This is a genomic window from Bacillus sp. LNXM65 (assembly GCF_002998575.1).
GTDB lineage: Bacteria > Bacillota > Bacilli > Bacillales > Bacillaceae > Bacillus.
Window position 1 is genome coordinate 132,977 of record NZ_PVRB01000005.1, and the last position, 26,384, is coordinate 159,360.

At 42.7% G+C, this 26,384-nt stretch carries 25 protein-coding genes; 14 read left to right on the forward strand and 11 right to left on the reverse strand.

Annotated features, from left to right (window positions below; translation table 11 throughout):
- Nucleotides 1–24 precede the first annotated feature (24 nt).
- Nucleotides 25–336, reverse strand: coding sequence for an ArsR/SmtB family transcription factor (locus C6Y03_RS11450; protein WP_034664461.1), 312 nt, complete (start codon nt 334–336; stop codon nt 25–27).
- 142 nt (nt 337–478) lie between these two features.
- On the opposite strand from C6Y03_RS11450, the gene C6Y03_RS11455 reads away from it, so the two are divergent.
- The 5 genes from C6Y03_RS11455 to C6Y03_RS11475 all read left to right on the forward strand — a co-directional run bounded on the left by C6Y03_RS11455 (nt 479) and on the right by C6Y03_RS11475 (nt 5,691).
- Entirely contained in the window at nt 479–676 is a 198-nt protein-coding gene (locus tag C6Y03_RS11455; protein ID WP_223251112.1) for a hypothetical protein, read from the forward strand.
- A gap of 137 nt (nt 677–813) precedes the next feature.
- Nucleotides 814–1,680: a TetR/AcrR family transcriptional regulator gene (locus tag C6Y03_RS11460; protein WP_066031326.1), complete on the forward strand. Its 867-nt coding sequence runs from the start codon at nt 814–816 to the stop codon at nt 1,678–1,680.
- A gap of 16 nt (nt 1,681–1,696) precedes the next feature.
- Entirely contained in the window at nt 1,697–3,130 is a 1,434-nt protein-coding gene (locus C6Y03_RS11465) for an MDR family MFS transporter (RefSeq protein ID WP_106039321.1), read from the forward strand.
- Between the two features lie 174 nt (nt 3,131–3,304).
- The gene (locus C6Y03_RS11470) at nt 3,305–4,681 is read left to right on the forward strand and encodes an aspartate kinase (RefSeq protein ID WP_106039322.1); all 1,377 of its coding nucleotides are present in this window, start codon (nt 3,305–3,307) and stop codon (nt 4,679–4,681) included.
- 164 nt (nt 4,682–4,845) lie between these two features.
- On the forward strand, nt 4,846–5,691 hold the full coding sequence (locus C6Y03_RS11475) for a GAF domain-containing protein (RefSeq protein WP_106039323.1): 846 nt from the start codon (nt 4,846–4,848) through the stop codon (nt 5,689–5,691).
- 54 nt (nt 5,692–5,745) lie between these two features.
- Here the strand turns inward: C6Y03_RS11475 and C6Y03_RS11480 are convergent, their stop codons facing one another.
- The 8 genes from C6Y03_RS11480 to C6Y03_RS11515 all read right to left on the reverse strand — a co-directional run bounded on the left by C6Y03_RS11480 (nt 5,746) and on the right by C6Y03_RS11515 (nt 14,369).
- Nucleotides 5,746–7,080 (reverse strand): MmgE/PrpD family protein, encoded by a 1,335-nt coding sequence (locus tag C6Y03_RS11480; RefSeq protein WP_106039324.1) that lies wholly within the window; start codon nt 7,078–7,080, stop codon nt 5,746–5,748.
- A complete protein-coding gene (locus C6Y03_RS11485; protein ID WP_189318324.1) occupies nt 7,071–8,219 on the reverse strand; it encodes an amidohydrolase in 1,149 nt (382 codons plus the stop codon). Before C6Y03_RS11485 ends, C6Y03_RS11480 begins: the two co-directional genes overlap by 10 nt.
- A gap of 43 nt (nt 8,220–8,262) precedes the next feature.
- Nucleotides 8,263–9,009, reverse strand: a complete 747-nt coding sequence (locus C6Y03_RS11490; protein WP_060595533.1) for an amino acid ABC transporter ATP-binding protein — start codon at nt 9,007–9,009, stop codon at nt 8,263–8,265.
- A gap of 12 nt (nt 9,010–9,021) precedes the next feature.
- Nucleotides 9,022–9,696 (reverse strand): amino acid ABC transporter permease, encoded by a 675-nt coding sequence (locus C6Y03_RS11495; RefSeq protein WP_066031330.1) that lies wholly within the window; start codon nt 9,694–9,696, stop codon nt 9,022–9,024.
- 24 nt (nt 9,697–9,720) lie between these two features.
- Nucleotides 9,721–10,515, reverse strand: coding sequence for an amino acid ABC transporter substrate-binding protein (locus tag C6Y03_RS11500; RefSeq protein WP_060595531.1), 795 nt, complete (start codon nt 10,513–10,515; stop codon nt 9,721–9,723).
- 22 nt (nt 10,516–10,537) lie between these two features.
- Complete coding sequence (locus C6Y03_RS11505) at nt 10,538–11,041, reverse strand: GNAT family N-acetyltransferase (protein ID WP_095285964.1); 504 nt, start codon at nt 11,039–11,041, stop codon at nt 10,538–10,540.
- 17 nt (nt 11,042–11,058) lie between these two features.
- Nucleotides 11,059–12,384 carry an LLM class flavin-dependent oxidoreductase gene (locus C6Y03_RS11510; protein WP_060595529.1) on the reverse strand — a complete coding sequence of 442 codons (1,326 nt, stop codon included), beginning with the start codon at nt 12,382–12,384 and terminating at the stop codon, nt 11,059–11,061.
- Nucleotides 12,385–12,584: 200 nt separating this feature from the next.
- Complete coding sequence (locus tag C6Y03_RS11515) at nt 12,585–14,369, reverse strand: right-handed parallel beta-helix repeat-containing protein (RefSeq protein ID WP_106039326.1); 1,785 nt, start codon at nt 14,367–14,369, stop codon at nt 12,585–12,587.
- 263 nt (nt 14,370–14,632) lie between these two features.
- Between C6Y03_RS11515 and C6Y03_RS11520 the strand changes: the two genes are divergently transcribed.
- The gene (locus C6Y03_RS11520) at nt 14,633–16,126 is read left to right on the forward strand and encodes a peptide MFS transporter (RefSeq protein ID WP_060595527.1); all 1,494 of its coding nucleotides are present in this window, start codon (nt 14,633–14,635) and stop codon (nt 16,124–16,126) included.
- Nucleotides 16,127–16,170: 44 nt separating this feature from the next.
- Here C6Y03_RS11520 and C6Y03_RS11525 read toward each other — a convergent pair whose 3' ends face one another.
- Nucleotides 16,171–17,604, reverse strand: a complete 1,434-nt coding sequence (locus C6Y03_RS11525) for an amino acid permease (protein WP_081311447.1) — start codon at nt 17,602–17,604, stop codon at nt 16,171–16,173.
- Between the two features lie 325 nt (nt 17,605–17,929).
- Between C6Y03_RS11525 and tcyA the strand changes: the two genes are divergently transcribed.
- From tcyA to C6Y03_RS11550, 5 genes are all read left to right on the forward strand, one after another.
- The gene (tcyA, locus tag C6Y03_RS11530) at nt 17,930–18,745 is read left to right on the forward strand and encodes a cystine ABC transporter substrate-binding lipoprotein TcyA (RefSeq protein ID WP_003213831.1); all 816 of its coding nucleotides are present in this window, start codon (nt 17,930–17,932) and stop codon (nt 18,743–18,745) included.
- On the forward strand, nt 18,732–19,424 hold the full coding sequence (locus C6Y03_RS11535) for an amino acid ABC transporter permease (protein WP_034325166.1): 693 nt from the start codon (nt 18,732–18,734) through the stop codon (nt 19,422–19,424). Before tcyA ends, C6Y03_RS11535 begins: the two co-directional genes overlap by 14 nt.
- A 12-nt stretch (nt 19,425–19,436) precedes the next feature.
- Nucleotides 19,437–20,180, forward strand: a complete 744-nt coding sequence (locus tag C6Y03_RS11540; protein WP_003214030.1) for an amino acid ABC transporter ATP-binding protein — start codon at nt 19,437–19,439, stop codon at nt 20,178–20,180.
- Nucleotides 20,181–20,324: 144 nt separating this feature from the next.
- Complete coding sequence (locus C6Y03_RS11545; RefSeq protein WP_034664112.1) at nt 20,325–20,969, forward strand: YczE/YyaS/YitT family protein; 645 nt, start codon at nt 20,325–20,327, stop codon at nt 20,967–20,969.
- A 185-nt stretch (nt 20,970–21,154) separates the two neighbouring features.
- Nucleotides 21,155–21,847: a 4'-phosphopantetheinyl transferase family protein gene (locus tag C6Y03_RS11550; protein WP_106039327.1), complete on the forward strand. Its 693-nt coding sequence runs from the start codon at nt 21,155–21,157 to the stop codon at nt 21,845–21,847.
- Here C6Y03_RS11550 and C6Y03_RS11555 read toward each other — a convergent pair.
- Complete coding sequence (locus tag C6Y03_RS11555) at nt 21,844–23,181, reverse strand: aminotransferase-like domain-containing protein (protein ID WP_106039328.1); 1,338 nt, start codon at nt 23,179–23,181, stop codon at nt 21,844–21,846. The two genes, C6Y03_RS11550 and C6Y03_RS11555, sit on opposite strands and share 4 nt — an antisense overlap.
- 130 nt (nt 23,182–23,311) lie before the next feature.
- On the opposite strand from C6Y03_RS11555, the gene C6Y03_RS11560 reads away from it, so the two are divergent.
- From C6Y03_RS11560 to C6Y03_RS11570, 3 genes are all read left to right on the forward strand, one after another.
- A complete protein-coding gene (locus C6Y03_RS11560) occupies nt 23,312–24,226 on the forward strand; it encodes a DMT family transporter (protein WP_060595524.1) in 915 nt (304 codons plus the stop codon).
- Between the two features lie 371 nt (nt 24,227–24,597).
- Nucleotides 24,598–24,897 carry a hypothetical protein gene (locus tag C6Y03_RS11565; protein WP_034664121.1) on the forward strand — a complete coding sequence of 100 codons (300 nt, stop codon included), beginning with the start codon at nt 24,598–24,600 and terminating at the stop codon, nt 24,895–24,897.
- Nucleotides 24,898–24,964: 67 nt separating this feature from the next.
- Entirely contained in the window at nt 24,965–26,380 is a 1,416-nt protein-coding gene (locus C6Y03_RS11570) for a hypothetical protein (RefSeq protein ID WP_106039329.1), read from the forward strand.
- The last annotated feature ends 4 nt before the right edge of the window (nt 26,381–26,384 follow it).

Sequence of the window (26,384 nt, forward strand, 5' to 3'; positions counted from 1 at the left end):
CCAGCTGCTTTACAGACAGCTGGCTTACCACCGCTCTTTATCTACGGCTAAAATGGATGACACGAGTCCAGGAAAAGCGGTCTCGATGTCTTCTTTTCTTAAAGAATAGTAGCGGTGTTTACCGTCAATTCTCACTTTCACGACGCCTGCCTCCCTCAGCACTTTGAAGTGATGAGAAAGCGTAGATTTGGCAATATTCATCTCATACGTACCGCATGTCCTCTCGCCCGCTTCTGCTAAGCAGCGGACAATTTCTAACCGGATAGGATCAGCCAATGCGTGCAGCACAGAAATCAGTCTTATGTCTTCTTGAGTTGGATGGATTGGATTATTCATACGATAAATGTATCGTATTTTGTGCCAACATACAATCTCATGACTCGCCTCATACAAAGTAACGATACATCCTTTGGAAACGACTATGACTATATAAAAGCTGTCTTGAAGGGAAGGAACTGTCTATCAAACAAATGTAGATTTGACCCATCAACTAACCGTCACAAAACATCAGCAAGTAGGTATCATTCAAAAAACAGCTGCCGAACATTTTGATCACGGCACAGCTTCCCAGTTGAAAAAAGGGACAGCGATTTACTCTGTAAAGGAGCGAAAAGACCTTTTGATCGCCGAATTTAACGGACAGATCATCATATATGCCGCACATGCGGAAGGATAAAATACCTGTCATAAGATAGGTGTTTTTTAAGTTTCTTTTCTTGTCATAGGTCATTGGTTTTGTTATCATTGCAAAAGTGACCACTCGGTTTCCATTGTGACCATATGGTTTTGCCGATTCGGAAAGGACTTATGTAGATGAACGAAAAGCAAGAAGAGATTTTGCGGGTTTCAAAGAAATTATTTTCTCAAAAAGGCTATATGAGTGTCTCCATGCAGTCAATTGCCGATGCCTGTAAAATATCAAAAGCGTCCATTTATAAACTGTTTGATTCAAAGGAAGCTCTTCTATTAGAACTGATTAAATACAATCAGTGCAAAATGAGAGAGATTTCTCAGATCATTCATTCAGAAACGACGCTGTCCAAAAAGGAAAAATTCACAAAGAAGATCAAACTTGAGCTTGAAGAGTTTAAAGAGAATCATAAATTTTTGAATATGCTGTCCTTTGAAGCTTTTTCGCAGCATTCGCCCATTGTCATTAAACATTTACGCGAGACACGCTCCATTATCATGCAGCGGCACAGAGACATTATTTTAAGCACATATGGTGAATCTGTCGCTCCTTATGTCTGGGATCTTGTGATCGTCCTCAACGGATTAATGAGAGAATTCATCTTAATGCTGGCGATTGAGCATAAGAACATCCAATTAGAAAATGCCGCCGAAATGATTATTGGCGTGATGGACCGTGTGTCGAAAAAGCCTTGTTCCATTGAGCCTGTGTTAACAGATCAGCTGATGGACTCTTATTTGCTTTCTTCACAGGACGAATATGATGAAGAAAAGCTTGTCATCTCGTCCTTAACGAAGATCAAACAAGAGCTTCACGCACTGCCAAACGGAGAAGAAAAGGACGATCTCCTCTCTGCGTTTGAGCTGCTGAGTCAAGAATTATCAAAGGACCAACCGAGAACCTTTTTAATCAGCTCATTGCTCGATTATTTAGGTAAAAACAGCGTTTTATCACAAAACGTGTCACAGCTGAAAAGCATCATTCTATAGATAAAGAAGGGATAACATGAACCAATCAACAACATCGTATAATCGATCTGTGATTGTGGGGATTTTCCTCGTTGGGGCATTCGTCGCAATTTTAAACCAAACACTGCTCATTCCAGCGATCCCACATATCATGGAGGAATTCAATATTGATGTCAGCAAGGGACAGTGGCTCACCACAGCCTTTATGCTGACAAACGGGATTCTCATCCCGATCACGGCTTTCTTAATCGAGAAATTTTCAAGCCGTTCTTTAGTTTTAACGGCGCTTAGCATCTTTACAGCCGGTACAATTCTTGCCGCGTTTGCAACGAATTTCCCTGTATTACTTGCAGCGCGTATTGTGCAGGCAGCCGGCGCAGGGATTTTAATGCCGCTGATGCAAACGATCTTTTTAACCATTTTCCCGAAAGAAAAACGCGGGCAGGCAATGGGTATGGTCGGACTTGTCATTTCGTTTGCACCAGCTCTTGGACCGACACTTGGCGGCTGGATTGTTGATTCCTTCAGCTGGAAGTTCTTGTTCTATATTGTTCTGCCAATCGGTATCATTGATCTCATTCTTGCTTTCTTCTTAATGAAAAATGTAACGCAGCAAAGAGAGACACGTATTGATGTTTTATCAGTCATCTTGTCGTCCTTCGGTTTCGGCGGGCTGCTTTACGGATTTTCTAGTGTCGGAACATATGGCTGGACGAGTGCGACTGTCCTCATTTCGCTGATTGTCGGCGCTGTGAGCTTGTTCTTCTTTATTCTGCGCCAGTCGAATTTGACAAGACCGATGCTTGAATTTGGTGTCTTTAAGTTTGCAATCTTTAGCTTAACGACCTTTCTTGGGATGCTTGTCTTTGCTTTATTGATTGGGACAGAGACGATTCTGCCGCTCTATACGCAAAATGTCAGAGGATTGTCTGCTCTTGATACAGGACTGATCTTATTGCCTGGTGCTCTCTTTATGGGGCTCCTCTCACCAATTATTGGACGAATTTTTGATAAAGTCGGTGGAAAAGGGCTGGCATTAGGCGGGTTTACGATACTTACCGTTACGACCTTGCCATTTATGCTGCTCACCCTTGATTCATCCATCGCCCTCATTACGGTCGCCTACACGCTTCGCTTAATCGGGGTTGGGATGATCATGATGCCGCTGACAACCGCAGGTATTAACTCTTTACCGCCTCATTTGATCCCGCATGGGACAGCGATGAATAACACGATGAGACAAATGGGCGGTTCCATTGGGACGGCTGTGCTTGTCTCCATCATGAGCAGCTCTGCCGCAAATGCAGAATTGGCCAGCCCATTAAAATCAGCCGTTCATGGAATGAATACGTCATTCTTCATTTCTGGTCTGATTGCGGTCATTGGGCTCGTCCTCTCCTTTTTCTTAAAGGAAAAACGCGATAATAAAGTGATGAAGCAGGAGCTATCTTCCTCCTCATCTTCTTCATAAGAAAAAGAGCTCGGCATATGGCCGGCTCTTTTTTCATATATTCACATTATATCGTCCTCTGCAAAAGGACATTTGTATTTACAGTGAAGAAAAACCTTGATAATTTGAAGAAAAGAGTTGATAATAGGAACTATTCAATTTGTGAGAAAATTTTTACTATAGGAGATGTATGCATTGAAGGTCGTTAAATTTGGTGGCAGTTCACTTGCATCTGGCAAGCAGCTGCAAAAGGTATTTGACATTGTAACAGCAGATCCAGCTCGAAAAGCAGTCGTTGTTTCCGCACCAGGAAAACGGCATTCAACGGATACGAAGGTCACCGATCTATTAATTAGCTGTGGTGAGCAATATTTACGTTTAGGGGAAGCAGAGGATTTACAGAAAGCCGTCATCGAACGGTATGCCTCGATTGCGGATGAACTCGGGTTAAGTCATGACGTGATTGACACCATCAGGCAAGATCTAGAAGCCCTCTTACAGGCTGATTCGTCTCGTCCTGAGCGATATCTTGATGCCATCAAAGCAAGCGGTGAAGACAATAACGCAAAACTCATTGCCGCTTATTTCCGCCATCAAGGTGTCGAAGCTCACTATGTGAATCCAAAGGAAGCTGGTTTATTTGTGAGCGATGAGCCTGGCCAAGCGCAAGTCCTTCCGGAGTCATATGATCATTTGTACAAATTAAGAGAGCGCTCTGGCATCATCATATTCCCTGGCTTTTTTGGCTTTAGCCTATCGGGAGATATTGTCACCTTTTCTCGCAGCGGCTCCGATATTACCGGTTCCATTTTAGCAAACGGTTTGAAGGCAGAAGTGTATGAAAACTTTACAGATGTGGATGCTGTTTACGCTGTTAATCCAACGATCGTTCATGAGCCGAAGGAGATTACAGAGCTGACGTACCGGGAAATGCGCGAGCTGTCCTATGCTGGTTTTTCTGTGTTCCACGATGAAGCACTCATTCCAGCCTTCCGTGCAGGCATTCCTGTGCAAATTAAAAACACCAATAATCCCTCGGCAAAAGGCACAAAAATTGTAAACCAGCGAGATCATACAAATGGACCAGTTGTCGGAATCGCCTCAGACAGCGGATTTTGCAGCATTTATATTAGCAAGTATTTGATGAACAGAGAAGTCGGTTTTGGACGTAAGGTGCTGCAAACGTTAGAGGAATATGGGCTTACGTATGAGCACGTTCCTTCTGGCATTGACGATATGAACATTATTTTAAGACAGGATCAGCTGGAGGAGCAGCATATTGAACAAGAGCTGCTCGATCGCTTGAAGCTTGTGCTTGATGCAGATGAGGTCGTTTTAGAGCCGAATCTCTCACTCATTATGGTTGTAGGAGAAGCGATGCGTCACAATGTTGGCACCACAGCAAGAGCAGCAGGGGCGCTGTCAAAAGCGAAGGTCAATATTGAAATGATCAATCAAGGCTCTTCAGAGGTCAGCATGATGTTTGGCGTCAAAGCGGCTCAAGAAAAAGAGGCCGTTCAAGCGTTGTATGAAGAATTTTTCTCTATGTCTACCGTCCCTGTCTCCCTTTAACCAGCAGACTGCCAGATCTCAGGATCGGCAGTCCTTTTTGTTCTCGCCCGATTCACATGGATTTGCGCATTAAAATATATCTATTTCTCGTTTCATTTTGTATGATAGAGACAAATCAACTATTGTTCCGGTCTATGATCGGAGCTACAAGGAGTCCTAAAACAATGCCTCGTCAACAACTATTAAAACAGTTTCGCAATTTTCATGATGCTTCTACGAGTATTTTAAATATGATGAGTCAATTCACTGATGTAAACACACTGTTTATTGCTAAAAACGATCAAACCACCAATCAGATTGTAAAGGTGCTGAATCATGATGAGCAGCTTCTTGAAGAAGGAGAAGAAATTCCTTACGAGAAGACATTTTGCAAACTGGCGGTCGATCATCAGGATACGCTTGTGATTCCTGATATATCACTGGATGATCGTTCTAAATACTTAGAAGTCACGAAACGTCTTCAAGGCGGATCATTCATCGGAGTGCCGATTAATTTTACAGATGGCACAAACTACGGAACGATTTGCGGGCTTGATCTAAGACCACAGCAATTCACAGAAGAGCATGTGCATATGTTTGAAACGATGGCTTCTCTATTAAGCTACGTCCTGGAACTAGACCGTGCCAACCGGCAGATTCATCAATTATCTGTACCGATCGTCCCAGTTGTTGACGGTGTCGCCGTGCTTCCTCTCCTAGGTGATATCGAAGAGACACGTGCTCAGCATATTTTAGAAACCATTTTACAGGAAAGTTACAGACTGTCGCTCTCTCATTTGGTCATTGATGTATCGGGAACAAAACGCCTGAATGAACAGAGCATTCAATATCTGGTCAGCTATGCACAAACGCTGAGACTTTTAGGGATTTCGGCTGTTTTAACAGGGATTAAACAAGATCTTGCTCTAAGTGCGATTCAGTCGAATATTTCATTTAAAGACATCACCATCCGGAAAGACTTGCCGCAGGCACTTGCTCATATTGGCTTGACGTTTACTAAAATGGAATAAGAAATGATACACAAAAAGGGCTAAATAAATTTTAGCCCTTTTCTTCTTTTTAAATCATGCAAGCAGCTGCAAATAAGAAGAATCGTTTCCGTCTTCAATAACTTGTAAAATCTGCTGTGCATGCGATGTGTCTGTGATACTGTTTAATTTTTGCATGATGTCTTCTTTCGATAGTGCATGGCCTGGTGCGCCCCGCGGAAGATCGACTCGTTTGCTAATGGTGGTGCCATCAGATAAGGTAAGCTTCACAATCGTAAAGCGACCTTTTGGGACAGCGTCTGGATGGGGTTCTGTCGTTTGATCATATTCTCTGCTCATCCGCTTCATCCATGTGCGCATGTCTGATGGAATGGTTTTTTTCGTAAAGGCATCCAGCGTAAGCGTCTGTCCAAATACGGCAAGTGCGATGACGTATTCGACACTGAATCGTCCTTCTTCGCCCGTCAAAGGTGTCCGCTCAATAAGCGCTGCATCTCCGCCAGGCGGGAATATGACCTCTACTTGTTTCACCTGATCCGAAAAGAAAGTATGCTCTTCCATTAAGGACAGAATCGCATCTGCTGCATGATGCGTTGCTGAGCAGAACGGGTATACTTTGAACCACAGCCCCGGCGAGACAATACGCCACGTTGTACCATATCCCTCTAGTAAACGACTTTCCGCGCGCTCCTGATCTCCATAGAGAGAAAAGAAACCAAGCGTACCATCAAGAACCGATTCATTCCCGCCAAAACCTGAACAAGCTAAGTCCATAGACCAGACGGCTGTTTTAGCCGCTAAGCCGGCTTGTAATGGTTTCATATCAGAGCCAAACTGCTTTCTCATTCCGGCTGATTGCGCTCCGGCAAAGCCGATTGCCTTCGCCAGCTCTTCCTGCGAGACTTGTTTTAAATACCCAATGGCACATACTGCTGCAATGGCTCCGAGGGTTCCGGTATTATGCCAGCCCCGCTCATAATGCGCCTTGCCGATGGATTCGCCAAGCCTTGCCATCACTTCAACACCTGTGATGTAGGCAGCTAAAAATCGATCGCCAAACCCTTTGCCGTCTGATAGCTGTGATAGCAATGCTGGAATGATAACCGCACTTGGGTGTCCTCTCACGTCTGAATGCACATCATCATAATCAAGGGCATGGATCAGGTAGCCGTTCAGCATCGCTGCTGATTGACGGCTGACCTTCTTCCCTTGTCCAATGACAGGAATTTGAGCGGCTCCGCCTTCTTGTTCCACAAGCGCCATTAGCTTCTGTATACCTTCATCCTCTTTCGCAGCAAGCGCCGCCGCCGCAGCATCTAACAGACCATTTCGAGCCATTTCTACCGCCCGCTGATCTTGAAGTGGATTAGCAGACAGTACAGCCTCTGCCAATTGTTTTGTTAGTTCCATGATCGTGACTCCAATGCCCGAACGGCAAGCTCGGCAAAGAAGGCAGCGGCAACAGGGAGTGCTTCTTCATTTAATGTAAAGGCAGGGTGATGCCATTCCTCGGTACCGCTTGTCCCCATCCATACGAAAAAGCCTGGAATGCGTTCTTGATAAAGGGCAAAATCTTCTCCGCCCGGTGACTGCTCTGCCTGAACTACTGTGAGATCCAGCGCATCTGCCGTTTCTTCGACCACCTTTGTCAAACGCTCGTCATTCAACACAGAAGGCAAATACGGATGCCATTTCACTTCGCCTTTTGCCCCAAATCCTTCGGCAATCCCACTCACGATTTGTTTCATAAGCTCTGGAATCATCGCTCTCACTTCAGGCTCAAACGTCCGAACGGTTCCTTCCATCTCAACACGATCAGGAATCACATTCCATGATGTACCGCCTTGAATGCGTGTGATACTGACTACTGCATGATGTAAGGAGCTGATGCGGCGGCTGACGATTTGCTGAAGAGCACTTGTGATCTGCCCGCTGATGGCAATCGGGTCCACCGTGTGATTCGGAATACCTGCATGGCCACCCGTCCCTTTAATATCGATTTCAAACCGGTCAACACTTGCCATTAATGCTTTTTCTCTAATACCAATGGTGCCTACTGGCAGATCAGGTTTGTTGTGCATACCAAAAATCGCATCCACTCCATCTAATACGCCTGCCTCTATGACATGTTTCGCTCCTTGGGCGACTTCCTCAGCCGGCTGGAACAAAATGCGGACCGTTCCTTTCATCTCGTGTTTCCGCTCTTTTAATAAAAGAGCCGCTCCAAAGATAGAAGCTGTATGGAAATCATGACCGCAAGCATGCATTTTCCCCGGTATCTTTGAGGAAAATGGTTCGCCTGATGCTTCTTCAATTGGAAGTGCATCAATATCAGCCCTCAGGGCAATCGTTGGTCCCTCTTGTTCTCCTTTGATTTCACAGACAACACCTGTTTGAAGAGCTGGAAAATCGAGTACGGTGATCCCTTCTTCTTCTAACCAGCCGCGCAGTTTCTTTGTCGTTTCATATTCTTCAAACGCCAGCTCTGGATGCTCATGAAGCGCTCGGCGAATGTTAATTAAACGTTTGTTTAAAGCTTCTTTTCCTATTGTTTTCACTAATACTCACCCCCTCTAAAGACTAAAAAGCAGCTTATGCTTCTTCAGCCGCTGCTTCTTTTTGGATAAATCGTTTTGTCCGTTCATTCTTCGTTTCATCAAATAGCTCAGTTGGTGTCCCCTGTTCAATAATATGACCATCCGCCATGAAAATCACATGGTCTGCCACTTCTCTTGCAAACGCCATTTCATGTGTGACGATGATCATCGTTGTTTCTTGGATTGCAATGGATTTAATCACTTGAAGCACACCTGAGACAAGCTCTGGATCAAGAGCTGACGTTGGTTCATCGAGTAAAATCGCATGTGGATCAACCGCTAATGCGCGGGCAATCCCGATTCGCTGCTGCTGTCCGCCAGATAACGTGACTGGATAGCTGTCAGCCTTTTGCTCTAATCCTACCTGCTTCAGCAGCTTCATCCCAATCTCATTTGCTTGCTGCTTCGTCATTTTTTTCGTCACAAGCAGTGATTCTGTGATGTTTTGCAGTGCTGTCTTGTTTTTAAATAGATTATAGTTTTGAAACACCATGGCCGTTTGTTGACGCAGATGATGGGCTTCTTTACGTGTATACTTGGACGCATCGAGCTTCGCATCGCCAATTTCAATCATGCCTTCATCTGGTATTTCTAATAAATTTAAGCAGCGCAGCAAGGTGGATTTACCGGAGCCAGAAGGTCCGATAATGGCCACAACCTGCCCTTTTTGCACATCGAGATTGATTCCGTCTAAGACGACAAGATCGCCGAATGATTTCTTCAAATTGGTGAGCTTGATCATGTCCACACCTCCTTAATTCCGGTAAGGTTTGCTGATTTTTCTTTCAAATAGGTCTTGAAGGAAGCTATAAATGATGGTCATAATCCAATACACAATCCCTACGGCTAAATAGGTTTCAAAGTATTTATAGTTCGCGGACGCAATCATCTTCCCTTGTGCAAACATTTCTGCCACCCCAATGGTAAAGGCAAGAGATGTTTCTTTTAAAAGACCGATAAAGGTATTCCCCGTCGCTGGAATCGCATTTCTGACTGCCTGCGGGAAAATAATTCTGACGTAAGACTGCCATCTTGTCATGCCGACAGATAGACATGCCTCTAGCTGCCCTTCATCTACAGAATTGAGGGCCGCTCTGAAAATTTCTGCTAAGTATGCTGAGTTTTTAATACTTAATCCGATAATGACCGCTGTTAGGGCATCCATTGAGGTCATCGCAGGGAATAGCTGCGGAAGACCAAAATAAATGAGAAAGAGCTGAACCAAGGTTGGAACCGCTCTGAAAAAAGAAATATACAGCTTGGCAAATTGGTATAAAACAGGTATCCGGTTTTTCGTAATGAGAGCGAATACCACACCAATGATAATGGCAAATACCATGGAGACAATCGCCATGAAGATCGTTATCGGCAAGTATTGAATCAATGTCGGAAAAACCGTCACCATATACTGCCAATCAATTTTGTTCATGTCTGCTCTTCACCGCCGCTGTCGTTATTTTTTAATTGGCACCGTGACATCGTCTTTGAAATACTTCTCAGACAATTTCTTCAGTGTCCCGTCTTCTCTTAATTCTTTAATCGCTTTGTTAAATTCTTCTCTTAGCTTGTCATGCTTTTTATCTTTGGCAAATGGGTAGCCTACTTCTTCATACACAATTGGGTTGCCAACGATTTTGAGAGGCAGACCTGTTTTTTCAATTTGAGCAAGTAATACACTGCGTCCGTTGACATAAGCATCTACTCGGCCATTTGCCACTTCATTTAATACACCGTCTTGCGTTTCATATGTTTTAATATTGATTTTTTTGTCCGGGTCTTTGCTCTCTAGGTTTTTGGCGTGGTTAGAGCCAAGAACCGCCGCCACTGTTTTTCCTTTTAAATCATCAAGACCTTTGATGTCGTTGTTGTCCTTTTTCACGATGATTTGTGTTCCTGCGTAAGCGTACGTATCTGTAAAGTTAAACGTTTGTTTACGCTCATTTGTGACTGCGACTTGGTTTGACACTGTATCCAGCTTACCAGATGTCAGCTGTCCCATCAGTCCGCTGAATTCACTCAGCTGCCAGTCTAGTTTGTAGCCGAGTTTTTTTGCGATGGCTTCAGTTACTTCGACATCGAAGCCAACAAGCTTGCCATTGTCTTTATAAGCAAACGGATAGCTTTGCCCTGTGGCGCCTACTTTTAACACTTTTTCGTCTTTGCCTTCACTCTGATTGTTGCCGCCGCAAGCTGCTAAAACTGCCAGCATTGCTGCAAATAGAACGACTAGCCACTTTTTGTTTTTCATGTTCGTAAACCCTTCTTTCTTCTTATAATTGTGTCATATCTGACCTTAGTTGTTTTTTAAAATAAACCGTGATGTGACCCTTGCCTAAATCCTTTTCTCCTGCTCTGACGTAGCCTTTGCGCTCATACATGTCCATGAGCCACGGATGCTTATCAGCTGTACCAAGAGATACGTATGGCACCTTCAGGGTATCCCTTAGCACTTCAGTTTCCACCCATTCTAGCAAGACAGAGCCTGTCCCTTTTTTGGCGGAAGGCTCTGAAGCAAACCACCAAATGTGAGGGACGCCGAACGGTCCTGGCTGCTCTCCCCAAGGCATACGGAGCGACAAGGTAGATAAAAGTTCTCCGTTTTCTTCCATCACATAGCAAAGATTCTTTTGTACATTTTTCTGAACGAGAGCGAAATCAGCATGTGCTGCTTGAAACTGGATGCCGAGCTCACGAATTGGCTCATAGGCTCTTGTTGTCAGTTCAAGCAGCGCCTCTATATCTGCTTCTGTTGCCAGACGAAACGTGTATCCCAACGTTAGTCACCTCACCCTTATGTCGTGTAGCGATTTTTTGGCTGCTTTAACCCAAGATTTTCTCGTAAGGTTTGTCCTGTGTAATCTGTTTTGAATAAGCCACGTTCCTGAAGAATCGGGACGACGCGGTCTACGAACACATCCAGCCCTTCTGGCAAGAGCGGCGGCATGACGTTAAAGCCGTCTGCTGCTTCTTCATTGATCCATGTTTCCATCACATCTGCTAGCTGCTCTGGTGTTCCAATGAAAATATTATGACCACGAGAGCCGGCAACCGATTGATAGAGCTGGCGAATGGTCAGGTTATCCTTTCTCGCCATATTCATCACAAGATCAAAGCGGCTTTTCACCGCATTTGACGTGCTTGGATCAATCTCTGGAAGCGGTCCGTCTAAAGGATACTGAGACAGATCAATCCCACCTAAGTAGTTTTGCAGAATGCTCAGCCCAATCTCAGGAACAATCAGCTCCTGTAATTCTTCATATTTTGCTTTGGCTTCTTCCTCTGTATCAGCAATGATCGGGAAGATACCCGGCATGATGCTGACGTCCTCTCTAGCACGACCAGCAGCCTCAACTTTCTCCTTCAAGCTTTGATAAAATTCCTTCGCTTTTTCGAGATCGTTTTGTGCAGTGAAAATGAGCTCAGCTGTTTTCGCTGCAAGCTTTTGACCATCTTCGGATGATCCTGCTTGAATGATCACTGGCTGCCCTTGAGGCGTGCGTGATACGTTGAGAGGACCCCGTACTGAGAAGAACTCACCTTTATGCTGGAGCTCATGAAGCTTACTAGATTCAAAGAATTCTCCCGTTGCCTTGTTTCTGACAAGGGCGTCTTCCTCCCAAGAATCCCAAAGACCTTTCACGACCTCGACAAATTCTTCTGCTCGCTCATACCGTTTATGGTGTGCTAAATGCTCTTCTCCGCTAAAGTTTTTCGCTGTTTCTTCAATAGAAGATGTGACCACATTCCATGCCGCTCTTCCGCCTGATAAATGGTCAAGGGAGGCAAACTGTCTTGCAATATGGAAAGGCTCACTGTATGTAGTAGATGCTGTTGCTGCTAAACCAATTGATGAAGTAGACTCAGCAATGGACGAAAGCAGGGTGAGCGGTTCAAATCTCGTGAGTACATTCGGATGAGAGGTTTGGTTAATGGATAAGCTGTCGGCTAAAAAGAGCAAATCCAACTTTCCTTCCTCTGCTTTTTTCGCTAATTGTTTAAAATAATCCAGGTTCATGGCTGCATCTGATACGGCGTTCGGATGTCTCCAAGAGGCAACATGATGTCCAGTTCCTGCGATGAATACGCCTAGCTTGAGCTTCCTTTTCGGCTGTGACACTTGTTCTTCATCCTTTCTATATCCTGCTGTATCAAACTGAAGTCCTCAGAAGATACATTTTTCTGATTGAATTAATCGGTTTTATCAATAAAAAAAGGGCAAATGTTGCGAAAAATGAAAAATAATTATTACTATATGCCCTTTTTACAGGATTGTCAACCGCCTTCTGAACCTCCAAAATTAGGGATTTCACCCGTTCATCATGGTGTGTCGATTTCAATATTTCCGATGAGCCGGTCTGTGGTATGTGTCACCAATTGGCTGCGTTCCAGCATGTTATGGGCGATCACGGAATGAGTGGAAGATATAGTGCGGACGGCAATCGCTTTTTGAGGAGATAAATTAATGATGTTATTCCGCAGCACACGGGCTGAGGCGGCTTGATCGATAAAGATCGCCGTCGGCTGTCCGAACGAACGATTTAAATAAAAGCGGTTATCTCCAATTTGCGGTGAACCATTTTTAATATACATCACCACATATAAAGATGTTTCTTCAAAGGAATTATCTTTAATTTCTAATGGACCCGTCGTGCTGCTGTATAAGGCGTAATTTTGGTAGTGCTTAAAGCGATTCTGCCAGATGAAAGCCTTTGCACTCCCAGTGATACTGATCGTATACGAAGACGCAAGCTCTGGGTGTCCTTCTTGAATAAAGTGGTTGCCGTTGATTCCAGTTTCCCCTTCCTGCACCCATATCCCTCTGCTGAAATCTTTGAATTGATTGTGCTGGATCAGGATATTCGTTCCTCTCACCATCGCCCCATCGATCACCGAGTAGATTGTATTGTTTGAAAAGACGACGCTATCCGATTGATAGATACGCAGCGCTGCGCTTCTTTGCCCTGTATTCGTCCCCGATTCAATATGATTTCCTTCTATTAGAATACGATTCGCCATATAAACGGACACAGCCGCATCTTCAAATAGACTGATCTTATTTCCTGTAATGTGAACGCTGTCGCCCCTCACATCAATCCCTTTTTCAAATCCCTCAATCATATTGCCAATAATGATCACATTGTTTTCCGTTTGACCAAGAGAGACACCTAAGCTCGTAATTCCTGCTTTTGTAACGCCTCCTCCCACTGCACGGATCAAATTGTTGGCAATGATTGTTTCGGTGGCAAAGCCATAGGAGATACTGCTGTCTGTATGATTGCCTTCAATGATGACACCATAGCCGTTGAAATTATAAATAGAACTTGCAGCACCACCTCTTACAATGTTGTTTCGAATTTGAATATTCAGCGGTTCCTCCATATTAACTGCGTTTTCTCCGTAGCCTTCAATATCAATACCCATTCTCGGCTCGACTCCGTTTACTCCTGCTCTCTCCAGCAGACAGTCCTCCACAATGACCCCATCACAGCCTGTAATCGAGATATTGTTTCGTCTTGAATCTGTGATGTGGCAACCAGAAATATGAATAGATGAAGCAGGCGAGTACGATTCAGCTTGTGATAATAAACCGTGGGGACTGACAATGATGCCGTCTCCCGTACAATTCTTGATTTGCACACGATTCACTTCCACATGGGAGGCCCCTTCAATACATATCCCAAAGCCCCACTCATGGGTTTTTCGTTCATGGGGAAGCGACTTGTACACATGCTCATGACGATCCCCTTCGATTCGCCCGCCCCTGATGGTCACATGCTGAACCTTTCCTATATAAAAGGCCGCATACCCCCACGAATCATTTGGTTTTACCTTAATCACGGCATCCGGCGCCATCTCAATGTACATATGACTTGGCACCCGTATGCCTGCACCTCGGAAAGGAAAAAATCGATCACCTCTGTACACTGCATCGATTACATACGTGCCGCTCGGCAGCCAGACGTGGGAATACCCCTGTGCTTTCGTCCATTCTAAGCATTCATTGAGCCTCGCTGTACAGTCCGTTTCCCCATCCGCAATCACACCAAAATCTTGTACATTGACAACAGGTTTTTTTAGATCAGATTCATTCAATTCCCCCAACCTAAATCCCTCCTTTTCACACAAGTCCTCTTGTCATCCTATGCATGTGTAAAAGGTTTGCTTGTACAATTCTTCAAATTTTAAGTAAATTCTTCCGATATAACTTTCTGACCATTCTCACTTGAAAGAATGTTTCATTTTTTTGAGTCTTTACGCCTATTGAACTAACATTTTCCTGTTTTAGAATAGTTTTATATTGACACAAGAACTATACAAGAATATCATTTTTCTCATATCTCTTTTTTTAAGAAAGGATCTATGCCATGTCTACAATTGACCACGATAAAATTGTTAAAAGTGTTCCTCAAAAAGGGTTTTTTGGACATCCTAAAGGACTTTACACACTGTTTTTCACTGAATTTTGGGAGCGTTTCTCTTATTACGGCATGCGTGCACTGCTTATTTATTATATGTACACAGAGGTGACAAAAGGCGGTCTTGGTTTTGATCAGACGACAGCCAATTCGATCATGTCTGTCTACGGTGCGCTTGTCTATATGTCAGGCATTATTGGAGGATGGCTCGCCGATCGAGTATTCGGTTCGTCCAGTACGGTCTTTTATGGCGGGGTTTTCATTATGCTTGGACATGTCATTTTAGCTTTGCCAAGCGGAGCAACAGCGCTCTTTATTAGTATGGGACTGATTATTATTGGGACGGGCCTTTTGAAGCCGAACGTTTCAAACATTGTTGGCGACCTGTATACCAAAACGGACCCTCGCAGGGATTCTGGCTTTAGTATTTTCTACATGGGCATCAACATGGGTGGTTTTATTTCCCCATTAATTGTCGGAACACTCGGTCAAAAAGTGAACTTCCACCTCGGATTCTCACTTGCTGCCGTTGGGATGCTTGTTGGACTTATTACATTTGTGATCACGAAAAAACCGAACCTTGGTCTTGCCGGCACTTATGTGACAAATCCGTTATCAGCTGCTGAACGCAAGAACTTCAAAATTTTCGGAACATTGATCATCATTGTGCTCGCTGTTTTTGTTGTCATTGGCATTCAAACAGGCGCACTCACGATTAATCTATTCACTTGGTTTGTCAGTGTGCTTGGTGTGCTCATTCCGATTGTGTATTTCATCGTCATGTATTTCAGTAAAAAGACGAGCTCAGTGGAGCAATCCAGGGTTCTCGCTTATATTCCATTGTTCCTTGCTGCGGTGATGTTCTGGGCAATTCAAGAACAAGGCTCAAACATTTTAGCCACATATGCAGATCAACGAACAAACTTGAATTTCCTAGGGATGACACTTGCCTCTTCGTGGTTCCAATCATTGAACCCAATCTTTATTGTGCTGCTGTCTCCTGTGTTTGCTTGGTTGTGGATTAGACTTGGAAAGAAACAGCCGTCTACCCCGATTAAGTTCTCACTTGGCCTTCTGTTTGCAGGATTATCCTTCATCATCATGATCATTCCTGCCTACATGTCTGGTCCGAATACACTTGTGAGCCCATTATGGCTCGTTCTGAGCTTCTTCCTTGTCGTGATCGGAGAGCTCTGCTTATCACCAGTTGGGCTGTCAGCAACAACAAAGCTTGCACCTGCTGCCTTCTCAGCGCAAACGATGAGCCTTTGGTTCCTTTCAAATGCGATGGCACAGGCGATCAATGCGCAAGTGGTCAAACTGTTTGATAAAGTGCCAGAAACCGTCTATTTCGGTATCATCGGAATGCTTGCCATCGTTTTATGCGGTGTGATGCTGCTCTTAACACCAGTGATCAAGAAAGCAATGAAAGGCATTCATTAAATGAAAAAAGAAGCCTCCCGATTGGGTTGGCTTCTTTTTCTGGTTTAAAACCGGATCTCATCATCTCCATGGATTTGCAGCTTAAGCGGTTCACTTTTCGCCTGATGCTTTTTCACATAGCGGTGATAGACGACATACCCAATGATCATGAGAGGGACGCCGACATATAACCCAATGCGCTGTTCCTTATCAAAGGCAAGGCTGATTAAAACGATTGTGTTGAGTGTAATCGCAATAATTGGCAGAACCGGATAGAGAGGGGTTTTAAATTTTAAGTTTTCCAGCTTTCCGCCTGCTTTAAGATATCTTCTGCGGAAAAGCATCTGTGATAATGTAATGGTGATCCAGCCAGTCTGGGCACTCATGCCGGCAATGGACACGATCCAGGCAAATACTGTTTTCTCTGCAAAGAACCCGGATAATAGCGAAATCCCTGTAAACAGGAATGTGAGCAGTAAGGCATTCATCGGAATACCGCGCTGATTCACGCGTCTAAATGCTTTTCCTGCCATTCCTTCCTTCGATAAGGAATACAGCATTCTCGTCGATGCATACAAGCCAGAGTTGGCAACAGATAATAAAGCGATGATAATGACAAAGTTCATGATGTCTGCCGCAAAAGGAATTCCCGTTCTCTCAAATACAGTAACAAATGGACTTTGCAGCACACTCGCTTCCTTCCAAGGCACCATACCCGCTAAGACAAAGATGGATAAGACGAAAAAGACGAGTGTACGCCAAACCGTCTGATGAATCGAACGAGGAACGGTTTTTTCAGGGTTTTCACTTTCCCCTGCCGCAATCCCGATCAGCTCTGTTCCTTGGAATGAAAAGTTCACGGTGATCATCGTGACCACAACGGCGAGCAATCCATTTGGAAACAAACCATCACTCACAAAATGACTGAAGTAAGGGGCAGGTTCACCGCTCGTTGTTTCAATAAAACCAAACATCGCCGCTCCGCCTACACCTATAAAGAGTAAAATCGCAATAATCTTAATGGTTGAAAAGAAAAACTCCGACTCCCCGAACGCTTTCGCCGACCGGGCATTTAATAAGAAAAGACACATTCCAAATATGAGACACCAAATCCACACATCCACTTGCGGGAGCCAGCGCCTCATCAGCTGTCCTGCTGATAAGAATTCTAGGGCGACCGTTGCCGCCCAGCCAAGCCAATAAATCCAGCCGACAGCAAAACCCGCTGCAGGGCTGACAAATTTCGTCGCATACGTATGAAACGACCCCGACACAGGAAGTGCGACCGACAACTCTCCAAGACACAGCATGGTTAAATACATAATCAATCCGCCCACAATATAAGAAAGAACGGCTCCAACTGGCCCTGCTTGTCCAATCGTATAGCCCGTTCCTAAGAAAAAGCCTGTCCCAATGACACCGCCAAGTGAAATCATAAATAAATGGCGGGAGGTCATCGCCCTTTTCAGTTGTTCGGGCTGATTTTGTCCAACATCCACAATGATGCCCTCCTTCTTCTAAGATGCTCAGTTATCAAAACATGTCTCCATGTGATTCATTCCATTTTCAAAACAACCTACTAATTATACATCTTTTATAATAAATATTCTTCCTTCTATGGTCACTGTCTCAAAGTCTTTATTTTAGTAATGTTCGCACAAATAAAAGATGATAGGCTTTATAGACGTTAGAGGTTTGAAAGAAATGGGTTGCGGGCATAAAGTTGGTGAGATTCGCTCAAGCTAGTTTCAAATGCTTTACTTTTAGGTTGCTTCTCTGTAAGATCATATGTTGTAAATACCAACAAGAAAAGTGGGGAATAAAATGAAAAAAATGTTCTTTGCCATTATGTTAGGCGCTTGTGTTGCATTGATCACGGCATGTGGATCTGGTGCAAGCGACAACGCGAATAAACAATCTGGGTCTAAGGAATCAGGTGACCTTTGGAAATCCATTCAGGATAAAGGTGTTCTGACGATCGGAACAGAGGGTACTTATGCTCCTTTCACATTCCATGACAAAAAGACAGATAAATTAACTGGCTACGATGTAGAAGTCATCACAGAAGTAGCAAAACGTCTTGACTTAAAACCTGAATTCAAAGAAACACAATGGGACAGCATGTTTGCTGGACTGAATTCAAAACGTTTTGACGTGGTAGCGAACCAAGTTGGTAAAACTGGACGTGAAAATCAATATGAGTTCTCTGATAAATACACAACGTCCCAAGCCATTGTTGTGACAAAATCAGATAACAACGACATCAAGAAACTATCTGATGTAAAAGGCAAAAAAGCAGCACAATCTTTAACAAGTAATTACAATAAACTAGCTACAGATGCTGGTGCTAAAATTGAAGGCGTTGAAGGCCTTGCACAATCGATTCAATTGATTCAGCAAGGACGTGCTGATCTGACGTTCAATGACAAGCTGGCTGTATTGAATTACTTGAAAACAAGCGGGAACAAAAACCTAAAAGTTGCATTTGAAACAGGAGATCCTCAAGAAACTTACTTTGCATTCAGAAAAGGCAGCGGCGAAGTCGTTGACAAAGTGAATGGCGCATTAAAAGAAATGAAAAAAGACGGTACACTTGCTAAGATTTCTAAGAAATGGTTTGGTGAAGATGTTACAAAGTAATACCCTGGGAGTCGTCATTCCTTGGGATCTTCTTCAGCAATCTTTTTGGCCAATGGTGATGCAGGGGATTTATTATACAATTCCCCTCGCCATCATTGCCTTTATCATTGGTATTTTTATCGCGCTTGTGACAGCTCTTGCTAGAATGTCTAAAATCAAAGCCCTCAGATGGATTTTCTCCATCTATGTGTCGGCCGTTCGCGGAACGCCGCTTTTTGTGCAATTGTTTATTATTTTCTATTTCTTTCCGACATTTAATATCACACTGGATCCATATCCAAGTGCCATTATTGCTTTTTCATTAAACGTAGGTGCGTATGCATCGGAAATTATTCGTGCATCCGTCCTGTCTGTTCCAAAAGGACAATGGGAAGCTGGTTATTCGATCGGGATGACGCATCGTAAAACACTCGTCCGCGTCATTTTACCGCAGGCTGTGCGTGTATCGATTCCGCCGCTATCTAATTCATTCATTAGTTTGGTGAAGGATACATCTCTTGCCTCTCAAATCCTCGTGGCAGAGCTTTTCCGTAAGTCTCAGGAAATTGCTGCAGCGAACTTAGATCAGATATTGTTCATTTATATGGAAGCAGCCCTGATCTATTGGGTATTCTGCTTCATTCTATCTCTCGTTCAGCATCAAATTGAAAAACGACTTGATCGATATGTCGCAAGGTAAGGAGGGAACGACATGCTAACAGTCAAAGGTCTTAAGAAATCCTTTGGTGAAAATGAGATTTTAAAGTCAATAGATTTTACGATCAACAAAGGGCAGGTTGTAGCCATTCTTGGCCCATCAGGTTCAGGAAAAACAACGATGCTTCGCTGTTTAAATGCACTTGAAACACCAAATGGCGGCTCCTTTACCTTCGATGATTTCTCGATAGATTTTTCGAAAAAAAATAAATCAGCTGACCTGCTGAAGCTTCGCCGAAAATCAGGAATGGTGTTTCAGGATTATCACCTGTTTCCACACCGCACAGTGCTTGAAAATGTGATGGAAGGTCCTGTTCAAGTACAGCGCCGTCCAAAGGAAACGGTTCGAAAAGAAGCCATCCAGCTCTTGCAAAAGGTCGGTCTTGAAGATAAAAAGGATCTGTATCCATTCCAGCTCTCAGGCGGTCAAAAGCAGCGTGTCGGGATCGCCCGTGCACTTGCCATTCAGCCAGAGCTCATGCTTTTTGATGAACCAACCTCTGCACTTGACCCTGAGCTTGTCGGGGAAGTCTTAAAGGTCATGAAGGATCTAGCGAAAGAAGGCTGGACCATGGCAGTTGTCACACATGAAATCAAGTTTGCCCAAGAAGTGGCAGACGAAGTGATTTTTATTGATGGCGGCGTCATCGTCGAACAAGGCCCTCCGGAAGAAATCTTCAAACGACCGAAGGAAGAACGAACAAAACAATTCTTAAACCGGATTTTGAATCCAGTATGATGAAAAAAGGCTGTTCTCACGTGATGAGAGCAGCCTTTTTTCATATTTTTAAAAGTAAGCGATTACAATTGAGCAAAGCCATTTAAAGGGGCGTGGGAGTATGTTACGATTGAATTCGAGTGTTTAAGAAAGAAGGGAATGCTTTTGAAGCGGGAACATCTTTTACGTTGGTTTTTTTATTTTGTTGGATTGATCGTACTAGCTTTTGGATTATCGCTGACAGTGAAAGGAAAGATTCTTGGGATTGGTCCTTGGGACGCTTTCCACTACGGACTGTTTCAGCATTTTGGACTCACGATTGGACAGTGGTCCATCATTATTGGTGCACTGATCGTGACACTGACTTCTGTTTTTACGAAATCATTTCCAAAGATCGGCGCATTATTGAACATGGTGCTGATTGGCGTGTTTATAGATTTCTTTAATGCGGTATTGCCTGCACCACATGGGTATTTACCCGCTTTATATGTGTTTATTACAGGCGTTGTGGTATCAGGGTATGGTGTTGGCATTTATGTCTCAGCCAATCTTGGCGCCGGGCCAAGAGATTCATTAATGCTGCTCATCTCAGCGAAAACAGGATTGAACGTGCAGTGGGTTCGAAATGGCATTGAGTTAACAGTGCTTTTATTTGCATGGATGCTCGGCGGACCGATTGGCATTGGCACGATTCTGACTGCTATTTTTACAGGTATCGTCCTTCGTTTCTCCTTGCCGCAGTCTACACGGCTCCTGCAGCTGCTTATTACTAAAACAGCAGAGAAACCTGTTCAAACGCTTATCAGATAAGAACAAGCCATTCTACAAAAAGAATGGCTTTTCTTGTGCTGAAATAAATAAACAGATTTTTCTTATATTCATAAGATGAAATAAGCCTACATCTGTCATTTTAGGCTTTCAGTGAAAAGGAGGCTGTTTCCCTTTTGTACGGCGCTCACCAATGTTACAATCAATGTAAAAAATTGAGGTTCGTTATGAAGATATTTGCTATCCAATTACTACACTTAGATGAAATAGGTGCACGACAACAAATCGATTGCCTGAAACCCTTTGTATCACCTGCAAAGCGTGCTGCGGCTGAGCGCTTTCGTTTTTTGGTCGATGCAAGAAGGACCCTGTTAGGTGAGGTGCTGGTTCGTCAAATGATCCATGATATGTACGATCTGCCTATTGATCAAATCGTTTTTGCAACAGAGGGCAATGGCAAGCCTGTCGTCCGGCACATTCCTTCTTTTCACTTTAATCTTTCTCACTCTGGTGATTGGGTCGTATGCGCAATAGATGATGCACCTGTAGGTATTGATATTGAGGAGATCAAACCGATTGATCTAGCGATTGCTAAACGATTTTTTTCAGCAGATGAGTATGAGGATTTACTTTCACAACCGGCAGAACGGCAGGAAGCCTACTTCTTTCATCTATGGTCAATGAAGGAGGCCTTTATCAAGCTGACTGGAAAGGGATTATCTTATGGTCTTTCGTCCTTTACAGCCCGTCTGTCAGAGGATGGACAGGCGACGTTGATATTACCTGATCATGAAGCGTCCTGCTTTGTTCAAACATACTCACTCGATCCTGCCTACCAAATGGCGGTGTGCACACGAAAACCTTCTGCGGCTGAACGTGTTGAGATACTCTCTTGCAAAGATGTACTGTCCCGTCTTTAATATCGCCCAATTTGCTGAAGTGCTGTCTTTAGCAATTCGACTCCACGTGTGATTTGGTCTTCTTTCACATGCCAGATGTTCAGCTGAAGAATGGGGTCTTTTTGATGGGTCGACAGGTAGTGGCGGCCGATTGACTGAATGGAAACAGATGCCTTTTTCAGCTGCTGAATGAGCTGATTCAGCGGAATTGATCGATCGACACGAAGATGTGTATGGGTAGCTGGCTCCTCTTCTCCCAGTTGATAAGCGATTTGATCATTTTTCAGACAAGTCACCAGCTGTTTGGATCGGTTGCGATAGGTTGTCTGCATTCTGTCTCGATGCCGTTCAAACATCCCGCTTTTTAAATATATTTCTAAGGCTGCCTGTGACAGCATGGAGCTGTCGATGTCAATGAGCCGTTTGTGTTCACTAAAAGGTCCAATCAGTTCCTCAGGTAAAACGACTGCTCCTGTTCGAAGTCCTGGAAAGATGATTTTGGAGAAGCTTTTTAAATAAATGACCTTACCCGCCTGATCATACGAATAGATCGGGTCTCTTTTTGCGTCGAATTCTAAATCGGCTATATAATCATCTTCAACGATATAGACATCATATTTCTCAGCAAGGGCTGCAATCGCTCTTTTCTCCTGTTTTGACAAGCTCGTTCCAAGCGGGTTTTGAAACCTTGGCATCGTATAGAAAAAACGAATCTCCTCTTCTCGAAAGATACGCTCCAATTCCTGAAGATCAATTCCCTTTTCCGTCCGCTGAATCCCCCGCACAGGCAGTTGATTTTTCTCTAAATATTGGAGATATAGGTGATAGCCAGGCTGTTCGACTAGTATGGTCTGTTTTCCATTCGGAAAAGGGATGGTGCTTAAAATGGATAACGCCAGCTGAATACCAGAGGTCATGACGATCTGTTCTGGATTTGCAAATACTTGATAATCCATTAATCGCTTAGAAATGACTGGCAGCAGCGATGGTAAGCCGTTGGCTGTGCCATAAATAAACAAGTCATTTTGATACAAATCAATCGCTTGGTTGATGCAGTGCTGAAAATCGACATATGGAAACACAACGGGATCAGGTGCAGATGAAGCAAAATCAATCCATGTGCTATCCTGTTTACCCGCTGACTGCTTCGTTTTCACGACATAATAGCCGCTTCTTTCTACAGAATACAGCAGATGTTCACGTTCTAATGTGTCCAGTGCTTTGATGACAGTGCTTTTACTCACTCCATATTGAGCCACTAAATGACGAATGGAAGGGATCTTCATGCCAGCACTGTATTCACCAGACGCCATTTTCTCTTTTAAGCTGAGAATAAGCTGATCATATTTCCTCACACCGCTTCCTCCTTGTACCGGTACAGATATCATGTTCTCTTATTGTACACCTTAGATGATCCGATTACGATAGAAGAACAGAACCGGTCAATTCAACTGAAGCATGCATGCTCGTGTAAGGAGTCAAGTGTTGAACATTTCAAAACAGAAAGCGTATGCTGCCGCGATAGGCTACGCCACGATTATTGGTTTTTCATTTTTGTTTGTCAAAATTGCATTAGAATCAGCAAACCCGATCGATTTATTGGCACACCGCTTTACGATTTCTTTTGCAGCCGCACTATTGCTGTATCCATTTTTACGAAAGAAGAACCGCTTCTCCATTCAATGGCGTGACCTTCTCTACATCGTACCGTTTTCCTTGCTTTACCCTGTGTTGTTTTTTGCTTTTCAAGTATGGGGGCTGATGTATACTTCTTCGTCAGAGGCTGGTATTATTCAGGCAACGATTCCCATTCTGACGATGGTGCTGGCCGCGTGGTTTTTAAAGGAACGCGCGACATGGATACAAGTACTGTTTACCCTTCTTTCTGTGTGCGGGGTGATGCTTCTCTTTGTCATGAAGGGAATTGATGTAAAGCATTCACACATGATCGGCTATGTGCTGATATTGCTTTCAGCCTTATCCTCCAGTGCATATAGTGTATTTGCCCGGGTGATTACACGGCGCTTCCATGTGATTGAACTCACCTTCGTGATGACATTCTTTGGGTTTGTCTTCTTCAATGCCGCTGCGCTCATTCGGCATTCGGTTAACGGGACAATGCCGCAATTTTTCAGCCCATTTACACAAGCATCCTTTGTATGGTCGATGCTCTTTTTAGGCATTCTTTCTTCACTTCTCACGGCATATTTATCAAACTATGCCCTCTCTCAGCTTGAAGCGGCAAAGGTCAGCATCTTTAACAATTTATCTGCGTTTATTACGGTCGCCGCTGGGGTTCTCATTTTACATGAAACAATCGATTGGTATCATCTCATCGGAGGTGTGCTGGTCATTGGCGGAGTGATTGGTGGGAATGTAGTGAAGAAGCGGAATTCATAAGAAAAAGCGGTCTCTCAAACGAGGACCGCTTTTTTTTAATGTCTGATGAAGTGTTGATTGCTTGTCAGGTCAATGCACCTTCCTCTATTTATCCAAGCGAGAAATATTGTAACAAAATAGTTAGAATTACATAATGGTTCTATTTACTTCGCACTTCATAGATAGTTACTGAAGTATTATCATTATCAAATTAATAAAATACAAGTTTATGAGGTGTTATTTTCTGAATAAATTCGCCATCAGTCCTGTTATTTCATCAAAATAAATCTGAATATTCCATTATATTGGAAAATACAGTACAAAAAACCCATTTATCTAAAATCCTTTTTATGTATAATATGGGTATATAAGCAAGGGGGGAGGTGTTAAATATGGAAATGGGTTTAAAAAATAGATTGTTCGCAATCCTAGGCTTGAGTCTTATTTTCACTTTAACTTTAACAACTATGATTTTATTGACTCTTGAACCAGTCACACCTTTTGCAAATCTAGCAGCAAACTATCCTCAAATACCTACTTGGGCATTAACTTCTATTAGTGCAATTCTAAATGCTGCTGGTACAGTTGGTGCTATTGCTGCTGTCCTAGGTACTTTTGGACTTGGTGCTATTGCCTCTCTAGTAATTAGTTATGCTAGGAAATATGGGGTTAAATACGCTATTGCTTTCTAAAAAATGAATTTTTATAGAGAAGGTGTAAACGCCTTCTCTTTACACCTTTAAAATGGAAGTGTTGTAAATGCATAAATATTTAACATACACAAAAATCTTGTTAATCAATGATTTAAGAAGACATCAACGTAATAATGCTCTCATTTTTGTATTTTTTTCTTTCTTATACATAATTACTCCCCTATTACTAGGTGTATTAACTACTTACTTAGTTAAAAATTTATCAATAATCTATCTATCGTTGTTTATATTAATGTTCACAGTAAATATTGATAAGAGTTTAATGAGGATACTTTTCTCTTCAGATAAAAAACAGATGGCTATTTTAAAACTCCAGCTAGATCAATATATTTTCGGTAAAGATATGAGTAAGTTTTTTAGTATTATGGTTGGATTATTATTCTTCATTCTAGGTTCTTACTTAACAAATTTAAGTATACATGGGTTTCAAGGATCTTTAACACTAGCAGCTCTGGCCATCACTTCTTTCATCTTAGGTTACCTACTTAGATTGCATGTATTGTTACTACTTTCAAACCCCAAATTTTTCACAATTTCATCAACTATTGGATATATAACTACAGGTCTCATTGCACTTTGGGTATTCACTGTATTCAAATTCAATTTATTAAAAAGTTCTAGCTATTCAATATATATTATTTTAGGCTTCACATTCATTAGTATACTTTTAGTGATTTATTGGAGAAGAAACGTTCGTAATGTGCCAATTTTCCAATTCCAGAAAAAAGCGAAAGAACAAAAAGGGACATCTAGAAAATTTAATCATATATTGTTTTATGAAATTACACTCCTCATGAGAAATCCCCCTATTCAATGGTCAGTATTATTATTTATATTAACAATATCCGGGGGACTGTTTGGTTTAATTCTTTATGGTGTTAATACGAACCAACTTGAAACATTAAATATAGAAAATGATTTTTTATTTATTTTTAGTGTTATTTTTCCTATGATTTTTATATCAAATGCAATACAACCGTATGTTTCTTTTGATATTGACGGTCCCATTCTCCCTTTAAAACGAAAATTACCTAACTTAGTTAAAAATAAAATCAAAAATAAGGTTATTTTATCTATCATACTACATTTGTTGTTTTGTATTTTATACACCATTTTTTCAAGTTTCACAATAAAACTAGATGAGCCTGTATACGTGATAATCACTTTAGTAAACACCTGTATACTTGTAGCTATTTGCACTGTAGGTTCTACTGTCGTATTTCCATACTTCAAGTGGGAATTTGTTTATCAAGTTCCTAGTTCCCTTAGTAAATTGACTTTAAATATTTGTTATGGTTTCATTTTAGCTTTATCAGTAATTTCATCCTATAGCACAGTATATTTTATTGTAACTAATATCGTTATGGTCACTAGTTCACTTATTATTATATTTTTAATAATTAGATTTTGGGATAGAACAATAAATAAAAACTACAAATCATTTAAAACATTATTTGAGTGAGGGA

Excerpts from the sequence above, each read along its gene's own strand:
- C6Y03_RS11565 (WP_034664121.1), top strand. The coding sequence starts at position 24,598 with ATGGAAATGGGTTTAAAAAATAGATTGTTCGCAATCCTAGGCTTGAGT.
- C6Y03_RS11475 (WP_106039323.1), top strand. The coding sequence starts at position 4,846 with ATGCCTCGTCAACAACTATTAAAACAGTTTCGCAATTTTCATGATGCT.
- C6Y03_RS11480 (WP_106039324.1), bottom strand. The coding sequence starts at position 7,080 with ATGGAACTAACAAAACAATTGGCAGAGGCTGTACTGTCTGCTAATCCA.
- C6Y03_RS11535 (WP_034325166.1), top strand. The coding sequence starts at position 18,732 with ATGTTACAAAGTAATACCCTGGGAGTCGTCATTCCTTGGGATCTTCTT.
- tcyA (WP_003213831.1), top strand. The coding sequence starts at position 17,930 with ATGAAAAAAATGTTCTTTGCCATTATGTTAGGCGCTTGTGTTGCATTG.
- C6Y03_RS11500 (WP_060595531.1), bottom strand. The coding sequence starts at position 10,515 with ATGAAAAACAAAAAGTGGCTAGTCGTTCTATTTGCAGCAATGCTGGCA.
- C6Y03_RS11495 (WP_066031330.1), bottom strand. The coding sequence starts at position 9,696 with ATGAACAAAATTGATTGGCAGTATATGGTGACGGTTTTTCCGACATTG.
- C6Y03_RS11570 (WP_106039329.1), top strand. The coding sequence starts at position 24,965 with ATGCATAAATATTTAACATACACAAAAATCTTGTTAATCAATGATTTA.
- C6Y03_RS11490 (WP_060595533.1), bottom strand. The coding sequence starts at position 9,009 with ATGATCAAGCTCACCAATTTGAAGAAATCATTCGGCGATCTTGTCGTC.
- C6Y03_RS11520 (WP_060595527.1), top strand. The coding sequence starts at position 14,633 with ATGTCTACAATTGACCACGATAAAATTGTTAAAAGTGTTCCTCAAAAA.
- C6Y03_RS11460 (WP_066031326.1), top strand. The coding sequence starts at position 814 with ATGAACGAAAAGCAAGAAGAGATTTTGCGGGTTTCAAAGAAATTATTT.
- C6Y03_RS11450 (WP_034664461.1), bottom strand. The coding sequence starts at position 336 with ATGAATAATCCAATCCATCCAACTCAAGAAGACATAAGACTGATTTCT.
- C6Y03_RS11540 (WP_003214030.1), top strand. The coding sequence starts at position 19,437 with ATGCTAACAGTCAAAGGTCTTAAGAAATCCTTTGGTGAAAATGAGATT.
- C6Y03_RS11550 (WP_106039327.1), top strand. The coding sequence starts at position 21,155 with ATGAAGATATTTGCTATCCAATTACTACACTTAGATGAAATAGGTGCA.
- C6Y03_RS11465 (WP_106039321.1), top strand. The coding sequence starts at position 1,697 with ATGAACCAATCAACAACATCGTATAATCGATCTGTGATTGTGGGGATT.